The organism is Microbacterium sp. R1 (assembly GCF_015159725.1).
GTDB lineage: Bacteria > Actinomycetota > Actinomycetes > Actinomycetales > Microbacteriaceae > Microbacterium > Microbacterium oxydans.
This window is the reverse complement of the sequence record NZ_JADDUD010000001.1, coordinates 2,118,245-2,135,155: the sequence shown is the minus strand read 5'-3', so window position 1 is coordinate 2,135,155 and position 16,911 is coordinate 2,118,245. Positions and strand designations below refer to the sequence as shown.

The 16,911-nt window shown below is 68.4% G+C and carries 21 protein-coding genes; 10 read left to right on the top strand and 11 right to left on the bottom strand.

Annotation, left to right across the window (positions count from 1 at the left end):
* The first annotated feature begins 2 nt into the window (after nucleotides 1-2).
* The 4 genes from sufC (at nucleotide 3) to ILP86_RS10470 (ending at nucleotide 3,726) form a co-directional block, all read left to right on the top strand.
* Nucleotides 3-773, top strand: coding sequence for a Fe-S cluster assembly ATPase SufC (sufC, locus tag ILP86_RS10485; protein WP_046749145.1), 771 nt, complete (start codon nucleotides 3-5; stop codon nucleotides 771-773).
* Between the two features lie 9 nt (nucleotides 774-782).
* Complete coding sequence (locus ILP86_RS10480; RefSeq protein ID WP_021200756.1) at nucleotides 783-1,112, top strand: metal-sulfur cluster assembly factor; 330 nt, start codon at nucleotides 783-785, stop codon at nucleotides 1,110-1,112.
* Nucleotides 1,113-1,204: 92 nt separating this feature from the next.
* Nucleotides 1,205-2,359 carry a MalY/PatB family protein gene (locus ILP86_RS10475; protein WP_193761887.1) on the top strand — a complete coding sequence of 385 codons (1,155 nt, stop codon included), beginning with the start codon at nucleotides 1,205-1,207 and terminating at the stop codon, nucleotides 2,357-2,359.
* Nucleotides 2,356-3,726 carry an MFS transporter gene (locus ILP86_RS10470; protein WP_193761886.1) on the top strand — a complete coding sequence of 457 codons (1,371 nt, stop codon included), beginning with the start codon at nucleotides 2,356-2,358 and terminating at the stop codon, nucleotides 3,724-3,726. The genes ILP86_RS10475 and ILP86_RS10470 overlap by 4 nt, the downstream gene beginning before the upstream one ends.
* On the opposite strand, the gene ILP86_RS10465 is transcribed toward ILP86_RS10470, so the two are convergent.
* Entirely contained in the window at nucleotides 3,689-4,273 is a 585-nt protein-coding gene (locus tag ILP86_RS10465) for a TetR family transcriptional regulator (protein WP_046749404.1), read from the bottom strand. The genes ILP86_RS10470 and ILP86_RS10465 overlap by 38 nt on opposite strands.
* A gap of 64 nt (nucleotides 4,274-4,337) precedes the next feature.
* Between ILP86_RS10465 and ILP86_RS10460 the strand changes: the two genes are divergently transcribed.
* Both ILP86_RS10460 and ILP86_RS10455 read left to right on the top strand, forming a co-directional pair.
* Complete coding sequence (locus ILP86_RS10460; protein WP_308431910.1) at nucleotides 4,338-5,036, top strand: ABC transporter ATP-binding protein; 699 nt, start codon at nucleotides 4,338-4,340, stop codon at nucleotides 5,034-5,036.
* Nucleotides 5,033-5,626 (top strand): energy-coupling factor transporter transmembrane component T, encoded by a 594-nt coding sequence (locus ILP86_RS10455; protein ID WP_113681602.1) that lies wholly within the window; start codon nucleotides 5,033-5,035, stop codon nucleotides 5,624-5,626. Before ILP86_RS10460 ends, ILP86_RS10455 begins: the two co-directional genes overlap by 4 nt.
* Before the next feature lies 1 nt (nucleotide 5,627).
* On the opposite strand, the gene ILP86_RS10450 is transcribed toward ILP86_RS10455, so the two are convergent.
* The 4 genes from ILP86_RS10450 to ILP86_RS10435 form a co-directional block, all read right to left on the bottom strand.
* On the bottom strand, nucleotides 5,628-6,944 hold the full coding sequence (locus ILP86_RS10450; RefSeq protein WP_193761885.1) for an acyltransferase: 1,317 nt from the start codon (nucleotides 6,942-6,944) through the stop codon (nucleotides 5,628-5,630).
* A gap of 113 nt (nucleotides 6,945-7,057) precedes the next feature.
* Complete coding sequence (locus ILP86_RS10445; RefSeq protein ID WP_046749141.1) at nucleotides 7,058-7,729, bottom strand: response regulator transcription factor; 672 nt, start codon at nucleotides 7,727-7,729, stop codon at nucleotides 7,058-7,060.
* Nucleotides 7,726-9,078 carry a sensor histidine kinase gene (locus ILP86_RS10440; protein ID WP_193761884.1) on the bottom strand — a complete coding sequence of 451 codons (1,353 nt, stop codon included), beginning with the start codon at nucleotides 9,076-9,078 and terminating at the stop codon, nucleotides 7,726-7,728. Before ILP86_RS10440 ends, ILP86_RS10445 begins: the two co-directional genes overlap by 4 nt.
* A gap of 5 nt (nucleotides 9,079-9,083) precedes the next feature.
* A complete protein-coding gene (locus ILP86_RS10435; RefSeq protein ID WP_113681596.1) occupies nucleotides 9,084-9,701 on the bottom strand; it encodes a DedA family protein in 618 nt (205 codons plus the stop codon).
* Between the two features lie 163 nt (nucleotides 9,702-9,864).
* On the opposite strand from ILP86_RS10435, the gene abc-f reads away from it, so the two are divergent.
* The 3 genes from abc-f (at nucleotide 9,865) to ILP86_RS10420 (ending at nucleotide 12,603) form a co-directional block, all read left to right on the top strand.
* Nucleotides 9,865-11,463: a ribosomal protection-like ABC-F family protein gene (abc-f, locus tag ILP86_RS10430; RefSeq protein WP_017202270.1), complete on the top strand. Its 1,599-nt coding sequence runs from the start codon at nucleotides 9,865-9,867 to the stop codon at nucleotides 11,461-11,463.
* An 88-nt stretch (nucleotides 11,464-11,551) separates the two neighbouring features.
* Entirely contained in the window at nucleotides 11,552-12,169 is a 618-nt protein-coding gene (locus tag ILP86_RS10425) for a pyridoxal 5'-phosphate synthase (RefSeq protein ID WP_113681595.1), read from the top strand.
* Nucleotides 12,166-12,603, top strand: coding sequence for a cupin domain-containing protein (locus tag ILP86_RS10420; protein ID WP_113681594.1), 438 nt, complete (start codon nucleotides 12,166-12,168; stop codon nucleotides 12,601-12,603). The genes ILP86_RS10425 and ILP86_RS10420 overlap by 4 nt, the downstream gene beginning before the upstream one ends.
* Nucleotides 12,604-12,619: 16 nt before the next feature.
* Here ILP86_RS10420 and ILP86_RS10415 read toward each other — a convergent pair whose 3' ends face one another.
* From ILP86_RS10415 to ILP86_RS10400, 4 genes are read right to left on the bottom strand one after another with little or no spacing between them, the layout of a single operon-like run.
* Nucleotides 12,620-13,432 (bottom strand): SURF1 family protein, encoded by an 813-nt coding sequence (locus ILP86_RS10415; protein ID WP_046749138.1) that lies wholly within the window; start codon nucleotides 13,430-13,432, stop codon nucleotides 12,620-12,622.
* Nucleotides 13,429-13,623 (bottom strand): hypothetical protein, encoded by a 195-nt coding sequence (locus ILP86_RS10410; RefSeq protein ID WP_046749137.1) that lies wholly within the window; start codon nucleotides 13,621-13,623, stop codon nucleotides 13,429-13,431. Before ILP86_RS10410 ends, ILP86_RS10415 begins: the two co-directional genes overlap by 4 nt.
* On the bottom strand, nucleotides 13,620-13,967 hold the full coding sequence (locus ILP86_RS10405; protein ID WP_193761883.1) for a DUF3099 domain-containing protein: 348 nt from the start codon (nucleotides 13,965-13,967) through the stop codon (nucleotides 13,620-13,622). The genes ILP86_RS10410 and ILP86_RS10405 overlap by 4 nt, the downstream gene beginning before the upstream one ends.
* A 55-nt stretch (nucleotides 13,968-14,022) precedes the next feature.
* Entirely contained in the window at nucleotides 14,023-14,616 is a 594-nt protein-coding gene (locus ILP86_RS10400) for a DUF4190 domain-containing protein (protein WP_308431909.1), read from the bottom strand.
* 155 nt (nucleotides 14,617-14,771) lie between these two features.
* Between ILP86_RS10400 and ILP86_RS10395 the strand changes: the two genes are divergently transcribed.
* Nucleotides 14,772-15,482: a beta-ketoacyl-ACP reductase gene (locus tag ILP86_RS10395; RefSeq protein ID WP_046749399.1), complete on the top strand. Its 711-nt coding sequence runs from the start codon at nucleotides 14,772-14,774 to the stop codon at nucleotides 15,480-15,482.
* A gap of 15 nt (nucleotides 15,483-15,497) precedes the next feature.
* Here the strand turns inward: ILP86_RS10395 and ILP86_RS10390 are convergent, their stop codons facing one another.
* The gene (locus tag ILP86_RS10390) at nucleotides 15,498-16,193 is read right to left on the bottom strand and encodes an alpha/beta fold hydrolase (RefSeq protein WP_193761882.1); all 696 of its coding nucleotides are present in this window, start codon (nucleotides 16,191-16,193) and stop codon (nucleotides 15,498-15,500) included.
* A gap of 46 nt (nucleotides 16,194-16,239) precedes the next feature.
* Nucleotides 16,240-16,875, bottom strand: a complete 636-nt coding sequence (serB, locus tag ILP86_RS10385; protein WP_193761881.1) for a phosphoserine phosphatase SerB — start codon at nucleotides 16,873-16,875, stop codon at nucleotides 16,240-16,242.
* Nucleotides 16,876-16,911 lie beyond the last annotated feature (36 nt).

The following is a 16,911-nucleotide window of genomic DNA, read 5'->3' as shown; positions in this document are numbered from 1 at the left end:
GAATGTCTGTTCTCGAGATCCGCGACCTGCATGTGACGGTCGAGACCGAGGCGGGGACCACCCCGATCCTCAACGGAATCAACCTCACCATGAACACGGGGGAGACCCACGCGATCATGGGCCCCAACGGCTCCGGCAAGTCCACGCTGGCGTACACGATCGCCGGTCACCCGAAGTACACGGTGACGTCCGGTTCGATCACGTTCGACGGTCAGGACGTGCTGGAGATGAGCGTCGACGAGCGGGCCCGTGCCGGCCTGTTCCTCGCGATGCAGTACCCGGTGGAGATCCCCGGCGTGACGGTGACGAACTTCCTCCGCACGGCCAAGACCGCCCTCGACGGCGAAGCGCCGGCGATCCGCGGCTGGACCAAGGACGTCAAGGAGGCCATGTCGAACCTGCGCATGGACCCGAAGTTCGCGCAGCGCAACGTCAACGAGGGTTTCTCCGGTGGCGAGAAGAAGCGCCACGAGATCCTCCAGCTCGAGGTGCTGAAGCCGAAGTTCGCCGTGCTCGACGAGACCGACTCCGGCCTCGACGTCGACGCGCTCAAGATCGTCTCCGAGGGCGTCAACCGCGCGAAGGAGTCCACCGGACTCGGCGTGCTGCTGATCACGCACTACACCCGCATCCTCCGCTACATCCGCCCCGACTTCGTCCACGTGGTGGTCGCGGGAAAGATCGTCGAAGAGGGCGGCCCCGAGCTCGCAGACCGGCTGGAGAACGAGGGATACGACCGTTTCCTCGACCCCGCAGCCCCCATCGAGGCGTAGGCTGATCGCATGACAGCGACCCTCACGGACGAGAAGTACGACGCGGTCACCGAGGCTCTCAAAGACGTCATGGACCCCGAGCTCGGGATCAACGTCGTCGACCTCGGCCTCATCTACGACCTCGCCTGGGATGACGAGAACGACGCTCTCGTCATCCACATGACGCTGACCAGCGCCGGCTGCCCGCTCACCGACGTCCTCGAGGATCAGACCGCTCAGGCTCTGGACAGCGTCGTCGATCGCTTCCGGATCAACTGGGTCTGGATGCCCCCGTGGGGTCCGGAGCGGATCACGGACGACGGGCGCGACATGATGCGCGCTCTCGGGTTCGCGATCTGACCGCACAGAACGTCAAGCAGGACGAAGCGGGCGCGACTACGCGCCCGCTTCGCTGACTCCGCACCGGTGCGGGGCGAGACTCGGGAGAACGAATGCTTCAGGTGAAAGCCCTGCCCTTGGCCGAGCTTCGCGAGCGGACGAGCGAGAAGTGGCGGGAGTATCCGGCCGACGTGCTTCCCCTGTTCGTCGCCGAGACCGATTTCCCTCTCGCGCCTGCCATCACGGCGGCCCTGCAGCGTGCGGTCGAGATCGGCGACACCGGCTATATGGCGTCGAGGACGCCTCTTGCGCAGGCCTTCTCGGACTTCGCATCCCGCCGTTACGGGTGGGAGCCCGACCCCGCGCGAATCCGCAGCACGGCGGATGTGAGCATGGGGATCGTCGAGATCCTGCGCCGTGTCACGCAGCCGGGGGAGCGCGTGGTCGTGACGCCGCCGGTCTATCCGCCCTTCTACGACCTGGTCGCCGAAGCCGGTGCGGAGGTGGAGCGGGTTCCCCTCCGCGACACCGGGACCCGGTGGGAGCTGGATCTGGACGGGATCCGCGCCGCCTTCGAAGACGGAGCGACGGCCATCCTGCTCTGCAACCCGCACAACCCCACCGGTACGGTGCACGGACGCGACAGCCTCACTGCTCTCGCGGAGCTCGCCGACGAGTTCGGTGTCGCCGTGGTGTCGGACGAGATCCACGCGCCGCTCGCCCAGCCGGGTTCGGGGTTCACACCTTTCCTCGCGGTGAGCGATGTCGCGCAGCGGGTGGGGTACGCGCTCGTGAGCGCGAGCAAGGCCTTCAATCTCGCCGGGCTCAAATGCGCTCTCATGGTCACGGCCGACGACGAGACGAGCGCCGTGGTGCGCGGACTCCCGGTCGAGGTCGAATGGCGCACCGGGCAGTTCGGTCTGCTCGCCGCCGTCGCTGCGTTCTCGGAGGAGAGCGACGAGTGGCTCGACGGGCTGCTGCGCACTCTGGACGAGAACCGGCTGCTGCTCGAGGATCTGCTCGCCGCGCACCTCCCCGGAGCGCGGTACCGCATTCCCGATGCCGGCTACCTGGCGTGGATCGACCTCACCGCGTTGGAGTGGGGCGACAACCCGGCCAGACGGATCCTGAAGGACGCGAAGGTCGCCCTGCACTTCGGGCCCGCCTTCGGCGCGGAGGGCGCAGGCCACGTGCGGTTGAACTTCGGCACCAGTCCGGAGATCATCACCGAGGCCATCGAGCGCATCGCGTCGCTCGTCGGCCGATGACCGCCCCGTCCGAGGCCGCGACGATCTGGGATCGTCACCGCATCTGGGTGACCCTCGGCGCGGTCGCACTGATCTTCCTCGCGGCGATCGAGGCTCTCGCCGTCACGACCGTCATGCCCATCGTGAGCATGGCCCTGGACGGAGAGGCGCTCTACGCCGTCGCCTTCGCGGGGACGCTGGCCACGAGCGTGATCGGCATGGTCGCGACCGGAGCATGGTCGGACGCCCGGGGTCCCCGCGGCGCGCTGTACGTCGCCGTGTCGCTCTTCATCGTCGGCCTGCTGATCTCGGGCTTCGCCGTCACCATGCATCAGTTCCTGATCGGGCGACTGGTGCAGGGGCTGGGGACGGGTGGACAGACGGTCGCGCTCTATGTCGTGGTGGCGCGGCTGTACCCGCCTCACCTGCACGGGCGCATCTTCGCCGCCTTCGCCGCGGCTTGGGTCGTTCCGTCGATGGTCGGTCCGTTCCTCGCGGGAGCCGTCGCCGAGTATCTCGACTGGCGCTGGGCCTTCCTCGGCGTGGCCGTGCTCACCGCTTCGGCTTTCCTCATGATCGCGGTGCGGCTCCGTGGGGTCGACCTGGGGCAGGGGGAGCCGCAGGATCGGAGGGCGCTCGTCGTCCGGCTGCTGCTCGCAGTGGTGGTGGCGGTACTCGCGGTCGTCATCGGCTTCTCGGCCGAGATGGAGCCGTCGATCGGGTGGCCCGTCGCGATCGGAGCCGTGCTGGCGATCGGGTTCGCGGTGCTGCCGCTGTTGCCACGGGGTACGCTTCGAGCCGGACCCGGGTTGCCCAGCGTCGTGCTGATGCGCGGCATCGTCGCCGGTGCGTTCTTCGCCACGGAGGCCTACATCCCGTATCTGCTCATGAGGAAGTTCGACTTCAGTGCGACCTGGGCGGGCATCGCCCTGATGCTGGCGGCACTGGCGTGGGCAGGCGCCTCAGCCCTGCAGGGGCGGTTCGGAGAGCGTCTGGGCAACCGCCGCATCACGGCGATCAGCCTGGGCTCGCTGCTGATCGCGATGCTGTGCGTGCTCTTCGCTGCGGTCTTCGATGTCTCGCCCGCTCTGGTGGTCGTCGGCTGGGCCTTCGCCGGCGGCGGGATGGGCCTGCTCTACCCGCGCCTGACCGTGTTGACGCTCGCGTACTCGAACGAGACCAATCAGGGGTTCAACTCGTCCGCGTTGTCGATCTCGGACGCCTCAGGATCGGCTGTCGCGATCGCGCTGGCGGGTCTCGGTGTGGCGACGCTCGGCGGCGGGGCCGGGGCGTTCAGCGCCGTCTTCGCGTTCTGCATCGCCCTCGTGGCGCTGGCTGTGGTGCCCGGTCTCAGGCTCGGGCACGCGGCCGAGTCTCCGGCGACCTGAGCGCTCCCGCGAGGGCAGCGACCCCGAGGTCGAAGACGCGGTCGAGTCCGGCGGTGACATCCGCATCCTCCGCGGCCGGGAGCGCGCCGTGGCTGTCGGCGTGCATGCGCTGCTGCACGAGCGTGGCGTGGCCCAGCACGAAGTGGAGGATGGCGATTCCTCGATCCTCGGCATCCGAGGCACCCTGTGCACGCAGGGTGTCGACCAGAGCCTTCTGGGCAGTGGAGGAACCGAGCTGGAGTGCGTAGGTGCTGAGGACCAGCTCGGCACCGTCACGATAGGCGAAGAGGGCATCGCGGATGCCGCGCGCTGTGACGATGATGTCCGTTCCACCGTGCGGTATCGACGCGGTGATCCGGTCGGCGAGCTCGGCGAGCAGCTCCTGCTTGTTCGCGAAGTGCCAGTAGAGGGCGCTCGGCTGCAGGTCGAGGCCCGCGGCGATACGTCGCATGGAGAGGTCGGCGAGTCCGACCTCATCGAGCAGGGCGAGTGCGCTCCGTGCCACGCTGTCGCGGTCGTGTCGGGCCGGATTGGGCTCTGGGCTCATGCTCCGATTATAGTGAACGACGTTCAGGTGAACAGTGTTCAGGTGCGACGCGGAGGAAGCAGCGGTGGAGAGTTCCTCATCGATCGGACCCGCTCCGATCACCCTCGACCGGGTGTCGGTCGAGATCGACGGGCGCATGGTGCTGCACGACGTCAGCGTCGGGTTGACCGCACGGACGACGGCGGTGATCGGAGCCAACGGCTCAGGCAAGTCGACCTTCGCGCGCCTCCTCAACGGCCTCGTCGCGCCGCGAGACGGAACCGTCTCGGTACACGGACTCGACACCGTCCGAGACCGCGCCGCCGTGCGCAAGCTCGTCGGTTTCGTCTTCACCAACCCCGATGCGCAGATCCTGATGCCGACTCCGGCCGAAGACCTCGCGCTCTCGCTCCGAGGGCGTCCGAAGTCCGAGGTGTCCGAACTCGTGAGGGAGACGCTCGAGACGCACGGTCTGGCGGAGCACGCGGACGTTCCGGCGGCCGCCCTGTCCGGCGGGCAGAAGCAGCTGCTCGCCCTGGCTTCCGTGCTGATCGCCGATCCACATGTGATCGTCGCCGACGAGCCGACGACCCTGCTCGATCTGCGCAATTCCCGTCGCATCGCCGATCTGCTGCTCGGGGTCCAGGCACAGATCGTCATCGTGACACACGACCTCGAACTCGCCTCTCGCTGCGACAGCGCGTTGCTCTTCGACGAGGGACGCATCGTGACCTCCGGCGTGCCCTCGCGTGTGATCGCTGCGTATCGGGAGGCGTGCGCGTGATCGCGCTGTATCACCCGGGGACGGGGATCGTGCATCGGGCGCCGGCCGCGCTCAAGCTGGGGATGCTGGCGATCGGAGCCCTCGTCCTGTCGCTGTATCCGCACGATCCGGTGAGCATCGCGGTCGTGCTCTTCGTGGTGGTGGGGCTCTACCGCGTGAGTGGACTCCCGTTCCGCGTGCTCGCCGCCGAGGCGTGGCGCCTGCGCTGGATCGTGCTCGTGCTCGCAGCTGCGCTCCTGATCTTCGTGTCGCCCGAGGCGGCATGGATCAGCACAGGACGTGTGGTCGCGGTGCTGCTCCTCGCCGGTCTGCTCACTCTGACCACGAGGATGTCGGCGCTGCTCGATGTCCTGCAGCAGCTGCTGCGACCGTTGCGTCGGCTCGGAGTCGATCCCGAGGCGGTGGCCCTGACGATCTCCCTGACCCTCACGACCGTCCCGGTGATCGCGGGGTTCGCCGTGCGCGTGCGGGAGGCGGAGCAGGCTCGTGGTGCACGGCTGGGTATCCGCACGGTGGTGCCGTTGCTCGTGCTCGCTCTGAAGCATGCGGATGATGTCGGAGACGCCCTGGCGGCCAGAGGCATCGGCTGACTCACACGAGGGCCGGCGCGACGGGGACCGTCGACGGTCGCTGCCTTGCGGTCCGTGGCGTCGGGAGCGAAGCCAGCCGCAGAGAACCAGCGATCAGCGCGAGTGCGATCAGGGCGGTTGCGACGGACGTGCCGAGGACCAGCAGCAGGACGATCCCGACCAGGGCGCTGAGAGCGCTGGCGACGATGCGACCGGGCGAAGACGCGGCGGCGGGTGCGGCCTGCGATTCGAACCGCGTGAACGCGATGGCGACGACGGCCGTGAGAGCGAGCGCGGTCGCGAGCCACAGCGGGCGTCCCGACCACCACGCCGCGCTGTCCAGGGCCGGAAGCGCGGCGCCGGTCAAGAGTGCGAACGCGGCCGTCGAGCCCGCCATGAGCAGCAGCACGGGCATGTGCCAGAGGTAGATCGTCATGGTCCGCACCGTCACGAAGGCGGTGAACGCGGCCACGTGCGGCTGTCGGCTGAATCGCTCGAGACGCTCGCGGTGCAGGGAGAGCAGGCTCGTGTGCGCGACCCCCACGAGGAGGAGGGCAGCCGTCGGCGGATTGATGTTCGCGATGAGGTCGGCGGAGTAGACGCCGACGGCGAAGGTCATGATGAGTGCGAGGACGGCCGCGAGGCCCGCAACGATGCGGATCCGTCGGCTGAGGCGCTCGATGCGTCCATCGGCGAGGAAGAAGCCGAGCTGTTGGAGGGCCATCCACACGAAGGCGAGATTCAGGAAGCCCAGGCCCTCGACGCCGGAGACTCCGCGGAGGACGTCGATCGCGATCGCAGCAGCGGCAAGGGCGCCGATCGTCCACAGCGGCGCACGGCGGTGAGCGGCGGCGAAGAGGGGGAGAAGCGCCTGGCAGAGGAGGAAGACCCCGAGGAACCAGAGCGGCTGGCCATAACGGAACCCGGCCGTCGCGATGAGGTCGGCGGGAACGCCGAAGATCGTGAGCAGAGCGAGCGCGAGCCCGACGACCGCGATCGTCAGGATCGCGGGGCGCAACAGTCGGTGAACGCGGCCGGCGACGAATCCGACCGCCGTGCCGCCGCGCTGCCGCATGCGCTGATGCGCGAGGAATCCGGAGAATCCACCGATCACGAAGAACAGCGGCATCACCTGCAGGAGCCAGCTCAGCGGAGCGATCCACGCGGTGCCGTCGCTGGCGTTCTCGAAGATCGGACCGGAATCGCCGACCGTGACGCCCACCATGATCGCGTGCAGCAACACGACCCCGAGCACGCAGAGAGCCCGCAGGAAGTCGATGCCCGTATCGCGGGATGTGCGCAGCCCGGCGGCGACGGGCGGTGTCTGGACGATGGCCATGAGTCCTCCTCGGAAGCGATGTTCCAGGAGACTATGGACGTGGTGCGGGCGGAGACATCACCCTCGGGTCCCGTCGTACCCCCTACGACGGGATGAGTCGCGGCGATGCGTCGTCAGGACGAAGGCTCGACGAGCCCGGTGTCGTACGCCAGGATCACGGCGTGCACGCGGTCACGGAGGTTCAGCTTGGCGAGCACCTTGCCCACATGTGTCTTGACGGTCTGCTCGGCGATGAACAGCTCGGCGGCGATCTCGGTGTTGGAGCGGCCTCGACCGATGAGCACGAGGACTTCCCGTTCGCGGTCGGTGAGGTCGGCGAGCGCCGTCGCTGCGCGTGGAGTCCGGGGTCGGCGTCCGGCGAACTGCTCGATCATGCGTCGTGTCACGCTGGGAGCGAGGAGAGCATCACCGCCGGCGACGACGCGCACGGCGTGCACGAGCTCCTCCGGCAGCGCATCCTTCAGTAGGAAACCGCTGGCACCGGCCTCGAGCGCGTCGTACACGTAGTCATCGATGTCGAACGTCGTGAGCATGATGATCCGGGGGACATGCGCCGCGGGGTACGAAGGCCCGAGGATGCGACGAGTGGCTTCGATGCCGTCCAGTTCCGGCATCCGCACGTCCATGAGGATCACGTCGGGGTCGAGGCGCGCCGCGAGCGTGACCGCCTCCGCACCGTCGGCCGCTTGGCCGGCCACCCTGATGCCATCGTGGGCGTCGAGGAGCGCCCCGAAGCCGGCACGGACCATGGCCTGGTCATCGGCGATGAGCACGTTGATCGTCACGAGCGTTCCTTGTTGTGAGGGGCGGAGTTGTGAGGGGCGGTGTTGTGAGGGGCGGTGTTGCGAAGGGCGGTGTCGCGAGGGGTGGCACCGAGAGGAGTGGCAGATGAAGGGAGGTCGGCCGGTGAGGGATCATTCGGACTGACCGGGAGGACGGCCTCGACCTCCCAGCCCCCGTCGCTCGAGGGGCCGGCGGAGAGGCTCCCACCGAGGAGTTCCGCGCGTTCCCGCATGCCGCGCAGACCGTATCCGCCCACGTGACCGTCCGGAAGGCGGGGCGGGGCGGTGTTGTGCACCACGATCCGGATCGATTGGGACTCGGCGCGCACGCGCACGGCGATCTGTGCCCCAGGGGCGTGACGGACGGCGTTGCTCAGAGCCTCTTGGACGATGCGGAAGGCGGCGATCTGGACGGCGGGCGTCGCCGCCGTAGCGGCGTCCCCACCCTCCAGGACGAGTCCGACCTCGACGCCGGCGCGGCGGATGCTGTCGACCAGGGAGGGGATATCGTCGATGCCCTGCTGCGGAGCGAGCTCGGCACTCTGATCCTCGGTGCGCAGCACGCCGAGCATGCGCCGCATCTCGGCGAGCGAACTCCGTGCGGTCGCGGCGATGTCCTCGAACTCCGCGACGGCCACGTCATCCAGGTCGGGGATGCGGTACTTCGCGGTGGAGGCCTGCACCTGGATCACCGACATGCTGTGTGCCACGACGTCGTGCAGCTCGCGAGCGATCCTCGTGCGCTCTTCCACGAGTGCGCGTCTGGCCTCCTCGAGCGCGCTGTGCTCTCTCTCCCGTGAAAGCTCGGCCGCCACCCTGACGCGTCCGGCGATCAGCGAAGCGATCAGGAACATGGCCGAGGCGAGGGAGGTCGTCACGATGAGGTCGGCCGTGGCGCTGGCGGACGATTCCGGCACGGCCACCATGTCGGGGCGGAGCATCGGCGAGAGGAGCGAGGCGATGGCCCCGAGGATGAGAGCGAACGCGCCGAGCCGTGCACCGTGGAGGAATGTGACGACTCCGACGAACAGGATGAATGTCAGCAGCGCAGGGACCGACCAGGGCCATGGGGACGCGATCGCGAGCTCGGGAACGACGGTGAGTGGGAGAGCGAGCGCCCCGGCCGTGAAGAGGCCGACGGCCCAGCGAGGATGAGAGATCGCCAGCAGCGGGGAGACGCACAGAGCCGCTCCGAGGATGAACGACAACGGGACGGGTGTGCCGTACAGGACGCTCTGCAGCGAGACGAGCACCGTGAACAGCGCCACCACTGCCGTGCACAGTGCCACGAAGGCGGCGGTGCGACGGCTGATGCGTGTTCGGCGAGGTGAACGCTCGCGGCGGCGTGCCATGGCTCTCATCCTGCCAGTTGCGGCGCCGCGGCACGGCGGCGGCGAGCGGCGGCGATCCGATCGATCACCAGACCGATGAGCAGCGCGACGACGATGCCGAGCCCCGCGCTGAGCAGAGGCTGGTCCTTGATCCAGGCGCCCGCGAGCAGACCGATGACGAGGCTGAACACGCTCCAACTGATTCCGGCGATCAGGCTCAACGGGAGGAACCGGCGCCACGGGAAATCGAGAGCCCCGGCCGACATGTTGACCGCCACCCTTCCGACGGGGATGTATCTGGCACCGAGGATCAGCGTGGCGCTGCGGCGGTCGAGTGCGCGTTGGGCATGCGCGAACGCTGCGGCGACGCGCGGTCGGCGCATCCACGCGAAGCGGGTGGTGCCCAGCCCTCGTCCGATCAGGAACGCGACGTTATCACCGATCGCCGCCCCGATGGCAGCCACTGCCCCGAGAAGAAGGAGATTCCCCTCTCCCGTCGAGGCGGCCACGGCGGCTGCGGCCACGAGCACGGTCTCGCTGGGCACCGGGGGGAAGAAGCCGTCGACGATGGTGACGGCGAACAGCACCAGGTACAGCCAGGGTGAGGCGATCGCCTGCATGATCAGGTCGTTGAGGATGTCCACTCCGGCACGGTATTCGGGGAGTGGGAGGGGCGGCATCCCACCGGAGTATCGGCGTGCTCACTCTCCAGGTTGATCTTGCTGACCACGACTCTCGGCGACGCGGCTTATACTGGGAGGCTGGCCGATCGGCCGAACACCCTCCCCGAAAGAACGGACGTCCGCTGTGCTTGCCGTGCACGACCTCGAGATCCGCGTTGGCGCGCGCCTGCTGATGGAGAACGTCTCGTTCCGCGTCGCCGACGGAGACAAGATCGGACTCGTCGGCCGCAACGGGGCCGGGAAGACCACGCTCACCAAGGTGCTCGCCGGCGATGTGCTGCCGTCCGGCGGAAGCGTGACCCGCTCCGGCGAACTGGGCTACCTTCCGCAGGACCCGCGTTCGGGCAACCCCGAAGACCTCGCGCGCACGCGCATCCTCGACGCCCGTGGGCTCGGTCAGCTCAACCTCGGGATGACGGAGGCGGCCCTCGCGATGGGGTCGGACGACCCCGCAGTGGCCGACAAGGCCATGAAGCGCTACGCCCGCCTCACCGAGCAGTTCGAGGCCCAGGGCGGCTATGCGGCGGAGGCGGAGGCGGCGTCGATCGCCAACAACCTCTCGCTCCCCGACCGCATCCTCGACCAGCCGCTGTCGACCCTCTCCGGTGGACAGCGTCGCCGCATCGAGCTCGCGCGCATCCTCTTCTCCGACGCGCAGACGATGATCCTCGACGAGCCGACCAACCACCTCGATGCCGACAGCGTGGTGTGGCTGCGCGAGTTCCTCAAGGGCTACAAGGGCGGGCTGATCGTGATCAGCCACGATGTCGAGCTCGTCGGTGAGACGGTCAACCGCGTGTTCTACCTCGACGCGAACCGTCAGGTCATCGACACGTACAACATGAACTGGAAGAACTACCTGCGTCAGCGGGTGGCCGATGAGGAGCGCCGCAAGAAGGAGCGCGCGAACGCCGAGAAGAAGGCCACGACCCTGCAGCTGCAGGCGGCCCGCTTCGGTGCGAAGGCCTCGAAGGCCGCTGCGGCGCATCAGATGATCGCGCGTGCGGAGAAGCTGCTGGCGGGGCTCGACGAGGTGCGTCAGGAAGACCGGGTCGCGAAGCTGCGCTTCCCGAAGCCGGCACCCTGCGGCAAGACCCCGATGATGGCGTCCGGCCTCTCGAAGTCGTACGGGTCGCTCGAGATCTTCACCGATGTCGACCTGGCGATCGATCGCGGCTCCAAGGTCGTCGTCCTCGGGCTCAACGGTGCGGGCAAGACCACGTTGCTGAGGATGCTCGCCGGCGTCGATCAGCCCGACACCGGGCAGCTCGAGCCGGGACACGGCCTCAAGGTCGGCTACTACGCCCAGGAGCACGAGAACCTCGACGTGAACCGCTCGGTGCTCGAGAACATGGTCTCGGCCGCTCCGCACATCACCGAGACCGAGGCGCGCAAGGTGCTCGGGTCGTTCCTGTTCACAGGCGACGATGTGCTCAAGCCTGCAGGAGTCCTGTCCGGTGGGGAGAAGACGCGTCTGTCGCTCGCGACGCTCGTCGTGTCGTCGGCGAACCTGCTGCTGCTCGATGAGCCGACCAACAACCTCGATCCGGCCTCTCGTGAAGAGATCCTCGGTGCGCTCGCACACTACGAAGGTGCGGTCGTGCTCGTGTCCCACGATCCGGGGGCGGTGCAGTCGCTCAACCCCGAGCGTGTGCTGATCCTGCCCGACGGCGTCGAGGACATCTGGAGCCAGGAGTACCAGGACCTCATCGAGCTCGCCTGACGTCGGAGTCGCCTCCCGACCGAAGCGGGTGCTGCCCAAGCGCGCGCTCCGATTCTCAGGCGGCTGAGGACGTGGCATAGTCGAGAACATGCCGACGGACTCCCGATCGCCCGACACCGGGAGCTGGCTGCGTGCACAAGCGGCGCTCACCGGCGTCGCGCCAGCACTCGATGTCACAGGACTTCCCGTCGACCCGGTTCCGCTCTTCCTGGACTGGATCCGACATGCGGCTTCCGTCGGAGTCGCCGAACCCCATGCGGCGACCCTGGCGACGGTCGACGGAGACGGCATACCGGATGCTCGGACGTTGATCCTCAAGAACGTCGATGAGCGAGGGTGGGCCTTCGCCGGTGCGCGTTCGTCTCGCAAAGGGCCACAGCTCGCGAGCACCCCTGCCGGAGCGCTGAACTTCTGGTGGCAGCCGCTGGCGCGAGCCGTCCGTGTACGTGGACGGGTCCAGGAGGCCGGCGAGGCCGAGAGCGCAGCCGATCTCGCGGCGCGGTCTGCGGCGGCCAGGGCGGGCATCGCGCCGGGGGACTGGGCCCTATGGAGGCTCGTGCCGACCCGCGTCGAGTTCTGGCAAGGGGCGGCCGACCGTGATCACACGCGGATCGTGTATCGGCGAACGGATGCGGCGTGGGATCTCACGGTGACAGGGGCCGCGGCCATGACAGGGACAACGGCCGGACAGGAAGAGCACGCATGAGCGGCTATCAGGTGGTGGAGATCGGAGCGCTCGAGGAATGGCGAGCGCATCACGGCGGCTTCGACGCCGCGCGTTCGCGGGACGGGCGTCGTGTCGTGGATCACGAACTGACGATGCAGTACATCGGGATGACCGCGAATGCCCTGCAGCCGGGGGAGGAAGCCGGCTACTGGCACGTACACCGGAAGATCGAAGAGGTGTACGTGTTCCTTCATGGGCGAGGGCAGATGGGTCTCGACGACGATGTGGTGGAAGTCGGGCCGGGGACCGTGGTCCGTGTGGGGCAAGGGGTCGCCCGCACGTGGCGGGCTCGTCCGGACAGTCCCGGTGAACTGCGGTGGCTCTGTCTTCGCGCGGGTGGGGAGGCGCTTCCACACCTTCCCGACGACAGCTCGCGGCTGCCGGAGCGTCCCATGCCGTGGCCCGTGGAGTGACTGCGGCGGACCGCGCTCAGCGCACGTCGAGCAGCTCGTCCTCCACGTCGGCGTCATGGTCCTTGCGGCGGCTGACCTTGACCGGAGACGGCACGCCTTCGACCTCTTCGCGGTGTTTCACGATCTCCGTCCGGATGATGTAGCCGATGAAGATGAAGCCCATCAGCGCGAACAGGATCCACTGGATCGCGTAAGACAGGTGCGGGCCGGGGTCGTCGGTGGGGGAGTCGAATCCCCCGAGGGTGCCTTCGCCCGCGGGGCTTTCGCTGATGACGCGGCCGTAGGCGCCCGTGATCACATCGCCGTCGACGAGCTTCGCGATGGCCGGGAGATTGATGGTCGGCACCTGACCTTCGGGGGCGCCACGGCCCGAAGCAGGAAGCTGCTCGCCCGGGCGCAGACGCACGGTGACTTCGGCTTCGCCCTCGGGCGGTGCCGGCACGGAATCCGGAGCGTCGCCGTCGCCCGGAGGTACCCAGCCCCGATCGACGATGAAAACGCGGCCGTCGGCGTCGCGGAACGGCACCAGCACCTCGAAGGCGCTGGTTCCTCCGTGCGGGCGGTTTCTCACCAGCAGCTGTTCGTCGGCCAGATACTCGCCCTGCAGGGTCACCGGGCGCCACTCATCCGAGGGGTCGAGCGCGCCGTCCTCCCCGACGAGGTCTGCCAGGGGGACAGGCTCGGCGTCGTAGTTCTGCTCGACGAGCTCGATCTGGGCGGCTCTCGTCTCGTTCCGCTCGAACTGCCAGTTCGACAGGAAGACGCACGCGATCGCGAATCCGATGGCGATCAGCACGTAGACGCCCCACCGGAGCAGTCGCTGACTCATGCGGGAGCCCCGTCACGAACGGTCACCGGGAAGTCCCGCGCCGCGAGGTAGTCGCGGAGGTAGTCCACGTGCTCGTCGCAGGCGAGCCAGATCTTCTCCCGGTCGGCGGCGTGGATGCGGGGGTTGCGCCATACGACCTGTCTGGTCGCCGCGCTCCGGCAGCCGGCGCGCGAGCATTCGAGCTCTGTCATCGGTCCTTCGGGCCTTCGTGGATCGTGAACACCTGCGGGCCGGTCGTCTCATTCGCGATCGGAGCGGGCCCGGGAGCCTCCAGCTCCTGTCGCGGCGACTCGGCTGTCATCTCGGTGCTGTCGCTGCCCGCGTTGGCGAACACCACGGCGATGTACGGGAGCACGGCCGCGCTGATCCCGAAGACCCAGGTGTACCATCCGTACGGCTGCACCAGCACCATCAGGGCGAAGCAGGCTATGCGGATGAACATCGTGAGCACGTAACGACGCACACGGTGGTCACCCTCATCCTGCGGAGACTGCGGCAGGGAGGTGACGGCCGGGATTTGACGCGCGTTCTTCACGATGCCTCAAGCCTACGCCGGTGCGGACCTCCCGGCGTGCCGCTTCTGCCGCGGATCAGCGCGAGAAGATGAACGGCAGGCTGAACGCTCCGACGAACAGGAAGCTGATGATGATGCTGATGAGCGTGAAGGCGCCGATGGCGATCATCGCATAGCCGAGGATCAGGCCCGCGATGGCCATTCCTCGTCCTCCGACGCTCGGATCGCTCTTGGTCTGCTTGAGCGCCATGTGACCGGTGATGACCGCGGCGATGGAGGCGAGGATCGGGAGGATCGCCCAGATGAGGACGACACCGGCGATGCCGCACACCAGGGAGGTGACGGCGAGTCCGCTCGTGGGACGCGGTGGAGCAACCGGGTACGTCGGTGTCCCATAGGGTCCGTAAGGGGTCGCGGTCCCGTGATTCGGCTGCACCGGCCATACCTGCGGGGCCGGGGCGGCATACGCAGCAGTGGACCCGGGGTACGCCTGGCCGGGCTGAGGGGGCTGGACGGTCTGCGGAGACTGGACGGTCTGCGGGGGCTGGGGCGGGTACGGCGCGGTCGGATACGCAGGCAGAGCGGGGGCGGCCTGCGGGGCGCTCGGCGGGGTCGGTGGTACCGGCGCGAACGGCGCGTCGCCTGCCGGAGGAGGAGGATTGTCGCTCACGATGTTGCCCTTTCGTCTCGATCAGGGTTCCAGCAGCGCCCGCCTGTGTCAACGTCGCGATGAGGGTGTGCGCGGCGTCGTCGCTCGGAGCATCGTCGGTAGGATCGATGACGGTCCGAGACCTCGGACCGCAGGTCCAGAGCAGGAGTGTCCTCATGAGCGCTGAGCGCGTCGTCCTCGTCACCGGCGGAAACCGCGGTATCGGCCGTGCCATCGCGGAGCGCTTCGTGCGGGACGGATACCGTGTCGCGGTCACCGCGCGCAGCGGCGAAGGACCAGAGGGAACCCTCACCGTGCGGGCGGATGTCACGGATGCCACCGCGCTCGACGCCGCGTTCACGGAAGTGGAGCAGCAGCTCGGCCCGGTGGAGATCGTCGTCGCGAACGCCGGGATCACCAAGGACACCCTCCTCATGCGCATGAGCGAAGACGACTTCGACAGCGTGGTGGCGACGAACCTCGGCGGCACGTTCCGCGTGGTGAAGCGCGCCTCGAAGGGCATGCTGCGCGCACGATTCGGTCGTATCATCCTGATCTCGAGCGTCGTCGGTCTGTACGGTTCCGCCGGCCAGGCGAACTACTCGGCGTCGAAGAGCGCGCTCGTCGGCTTCGCCCGCTCGATCACGCGTGAACTCGGTGCGCGCGGTATCACCGCCAACGTCGTCGCTCCGGGGTTCATCGAGACCGACATGACCGCGGAGCTCCCCGAGGAGACGCAGAAGCAGTACAAGGCGAGCATCCCCGCCGCGCGGTTCGCGACCCCCGACGAGGTGGCGGGCGTGGTGACATGGCTCGCCGGTGACGATGCCGGTTACATCTCGGGCGCGGTCATCCCGGTCGACGGTGGACTCGGGATGGGCCACTGATCCGGACCGGGGTGTTCACCTCGCGATCGAGGCGGTGAGCAGTTCTCCGAGTCGTTCCGGCATGGAGAACTGCGGCCAGTGCCCGGAACCTATGCGAACGACCTCGGCATCGTCGATCGCACGGAACTCGTCGGCATACTCGGCCCACTGGGCGATCATCTTCTCGAACGCGGACTGATCCACGCCACCCATGAGCAGGGTCGCCGGCACACGATACCGCGCCGGGTCACGCAGGAGGATGCCGTCGGTCGGCACCCTCGCGGGCACGCTCCGGGTGAGCGGTGTCGTGCGCACACGGGTCGCCTCGTCGAGATCGTGCACGTCCTCCTCGGGGAAGAAGTCCCACCCCGGGAAGGGGACCACGCCGTCGACGAGCTCGAACTCGCTGATGCCGCTTCCCGTCGGCGGGGGTGCCGTGTCGACGAAGATGACGCGGCCGACGCGCTCGGGGCGCGCATCGACGACACCCCATGCGACGTTTCCTCCGCCGCTGTGACCGACGACGACGACCTCACCGGGAAGCGCATCGACCGCCGCGACCGCGGCATCGATCCAGTCCGAGATGCCGACCTCGGACGACGCCGACGCCGGTTCGCCGAGGCCGGGCATGGTGAGGGGATGAGCGCGGTGCCCCGCCGCTTCCAAAGAGGGGATGACGTCTTCCCAACTGGACGCATCGAGCCAGAGCCCGGGGATGAGGATGATGTCCATGCGTCGACGCTAGCGGCGGCGTCGGACAACCTCCAGAGGGATCCGTCTACGGAAGCAGAGCGATGACTTCGGAGAGGTCCTGCGGGCCGATCACGAGCGCGGCGGTCTGCCGTACGGTGGGCTTCGCATTGAAGGCGATGCCGAGCCCCGCCACCGCCATCATGGGCAGGTCGTTGGCGCCGTCCCCGATGGCGATCGTGGCGCGCGGACCTACGCCGAGTTCTGCAGCCCACTCCTGAAGGGACGCCGCCTTCGCGGCTCCGTCGACGATGTCGCCCTCGACAAGGCCGGAGAGGACGCCGTCCACGACATCCAGGCGGTTCGCTCGCCAGCGATCGACGCCGAGTTCCGGCGCCACGGCGTCGAGGATTTCGTGGAAGCCGCCGGAGACGACCCCGACGACACCGCCGCGATCGTGGACTGCTGCCGTGAGCTCGCGGACTCCGGGGGTGGGCTCTATCCGTGCGCGGACGCGCTCGAACGCCGATACGGGCACTCCCTGCAGTGCCGCGACCCGGGAGCGCAGGCTCGTCGCGAAGTCCATTTCGCCGCGCATCGCCGCCTCGGTCGCCGCCTGAACCTCGGCGCGACGGCCTGCTTCGTCGGCGAGGAGTTCGATCACCTCGTTGCGGATGAGGGTGGAATCAGCATCGAGGACGACGAGGAATCGCGCAGCGGTCACCCGTCGAGCCTAGCGACCGCCCGGACCGCCTGAGCG

What these genes read in the sequence shown, in the direction of transcription:
- sufC (WP_046749145.1), top strand. Translation starts at nt 3, where the DNA reads ATGTCTGTTCTCGAGATCCGCGACCTGCATGTGACGGTCGAGACCGAG.
- ILP86_RS10480 (WP_021200756.1), top strand. Translation starts at nt 783, where the DNA reads ATGACAGCGACCCTCACGGACGAGAAGTACGACGCGGTCACCGAGGCT.
- ILP86_RS10475 (WP_193761887.1), top strand. Translation starts at nt 1,205, where the DNA reads ATGCTTCAGGTGAAAGCCCTGCCCTTGGCCGAGCTTCGCGAGCGGACG.
- ILP86_RS10470 (WP_193761886.1), top strand. Translation starts at nt 2,356, where the DNA reads ATGACCGCCCCGTCCGAGGCCGCGACGATCTGGGATCGTCACCGCATC.
- ILP86_RS10465 (WP_046749404.1), bottom strand. Translation starts at nt 4,273, where the DNA reads ATGAGCCCAGAGCCCAATCCGGCCCGACACGACCGCGACAGCGTGGCA.
- ILP86_RS10450 (WP_193761885.1), bottom strand. Translation starts at nt 6,944, where the DNA reads ATGGCCATCGTCCAGACACCGCCCGTCGCCGCCGGGCTGCGCACATCC.
- ILP86_RS10440 (WP_193761884.1), bottom strand. Translation starts at nt 9,078, where the DNA reads ATGGCACGCCGCCGCGAGCGTTCACCTCGCCGAACACGCATCAGCCGT.
- ILP86_RS10425 (WP_113681595.1), top strand. Translation starts at nt 11,552, where the DNA reads ATGCCGACGGACTCCCGATCGCCCGACACCGGGAGCTGGCTGCGTGCA.
- ILP86_RS10420 (WP_113681594.1), top strand. Translation starts at nt 12,166, where the DNA reads ATGAGCGGCTATCAGGTGGTGGAGATCGGAGCGCTCGAGGAATGGCGA.
- ILP86_RS10415 (WP_046749138.1), bottom strand. Translation starts at nt 13,432, where the DNA reads ATGAGTCAGCGACTGCTCCGGTGGGGCGTCTACGTGCTGATCGCCATC.
- ILP86_RS10410 (WP_046749137.1), bottom strand. Translation starts at nt 13,623, where the DNA reads ATGACAGAGCTCGAATGCTCGCGCGCCGGCTGCCGGAGCGCGGCGACC.
- ILP86_RS10395 (WP_046749399.1), top strand. Translation starts at nt 14,772, where the DNA reads ATGAGCGCTGAGCGCGTCGTCCTCGTCACCGGCGGAAACCGCGGTATC.
- ILP86_RS10390 (WP_193761882.1), bottom strand. Translation starts at nt 16,193, where the DNA reads ATGGACATCATCCTCATCCCCGGGCTCTGGCTCGATGCGTCCAGTTGG.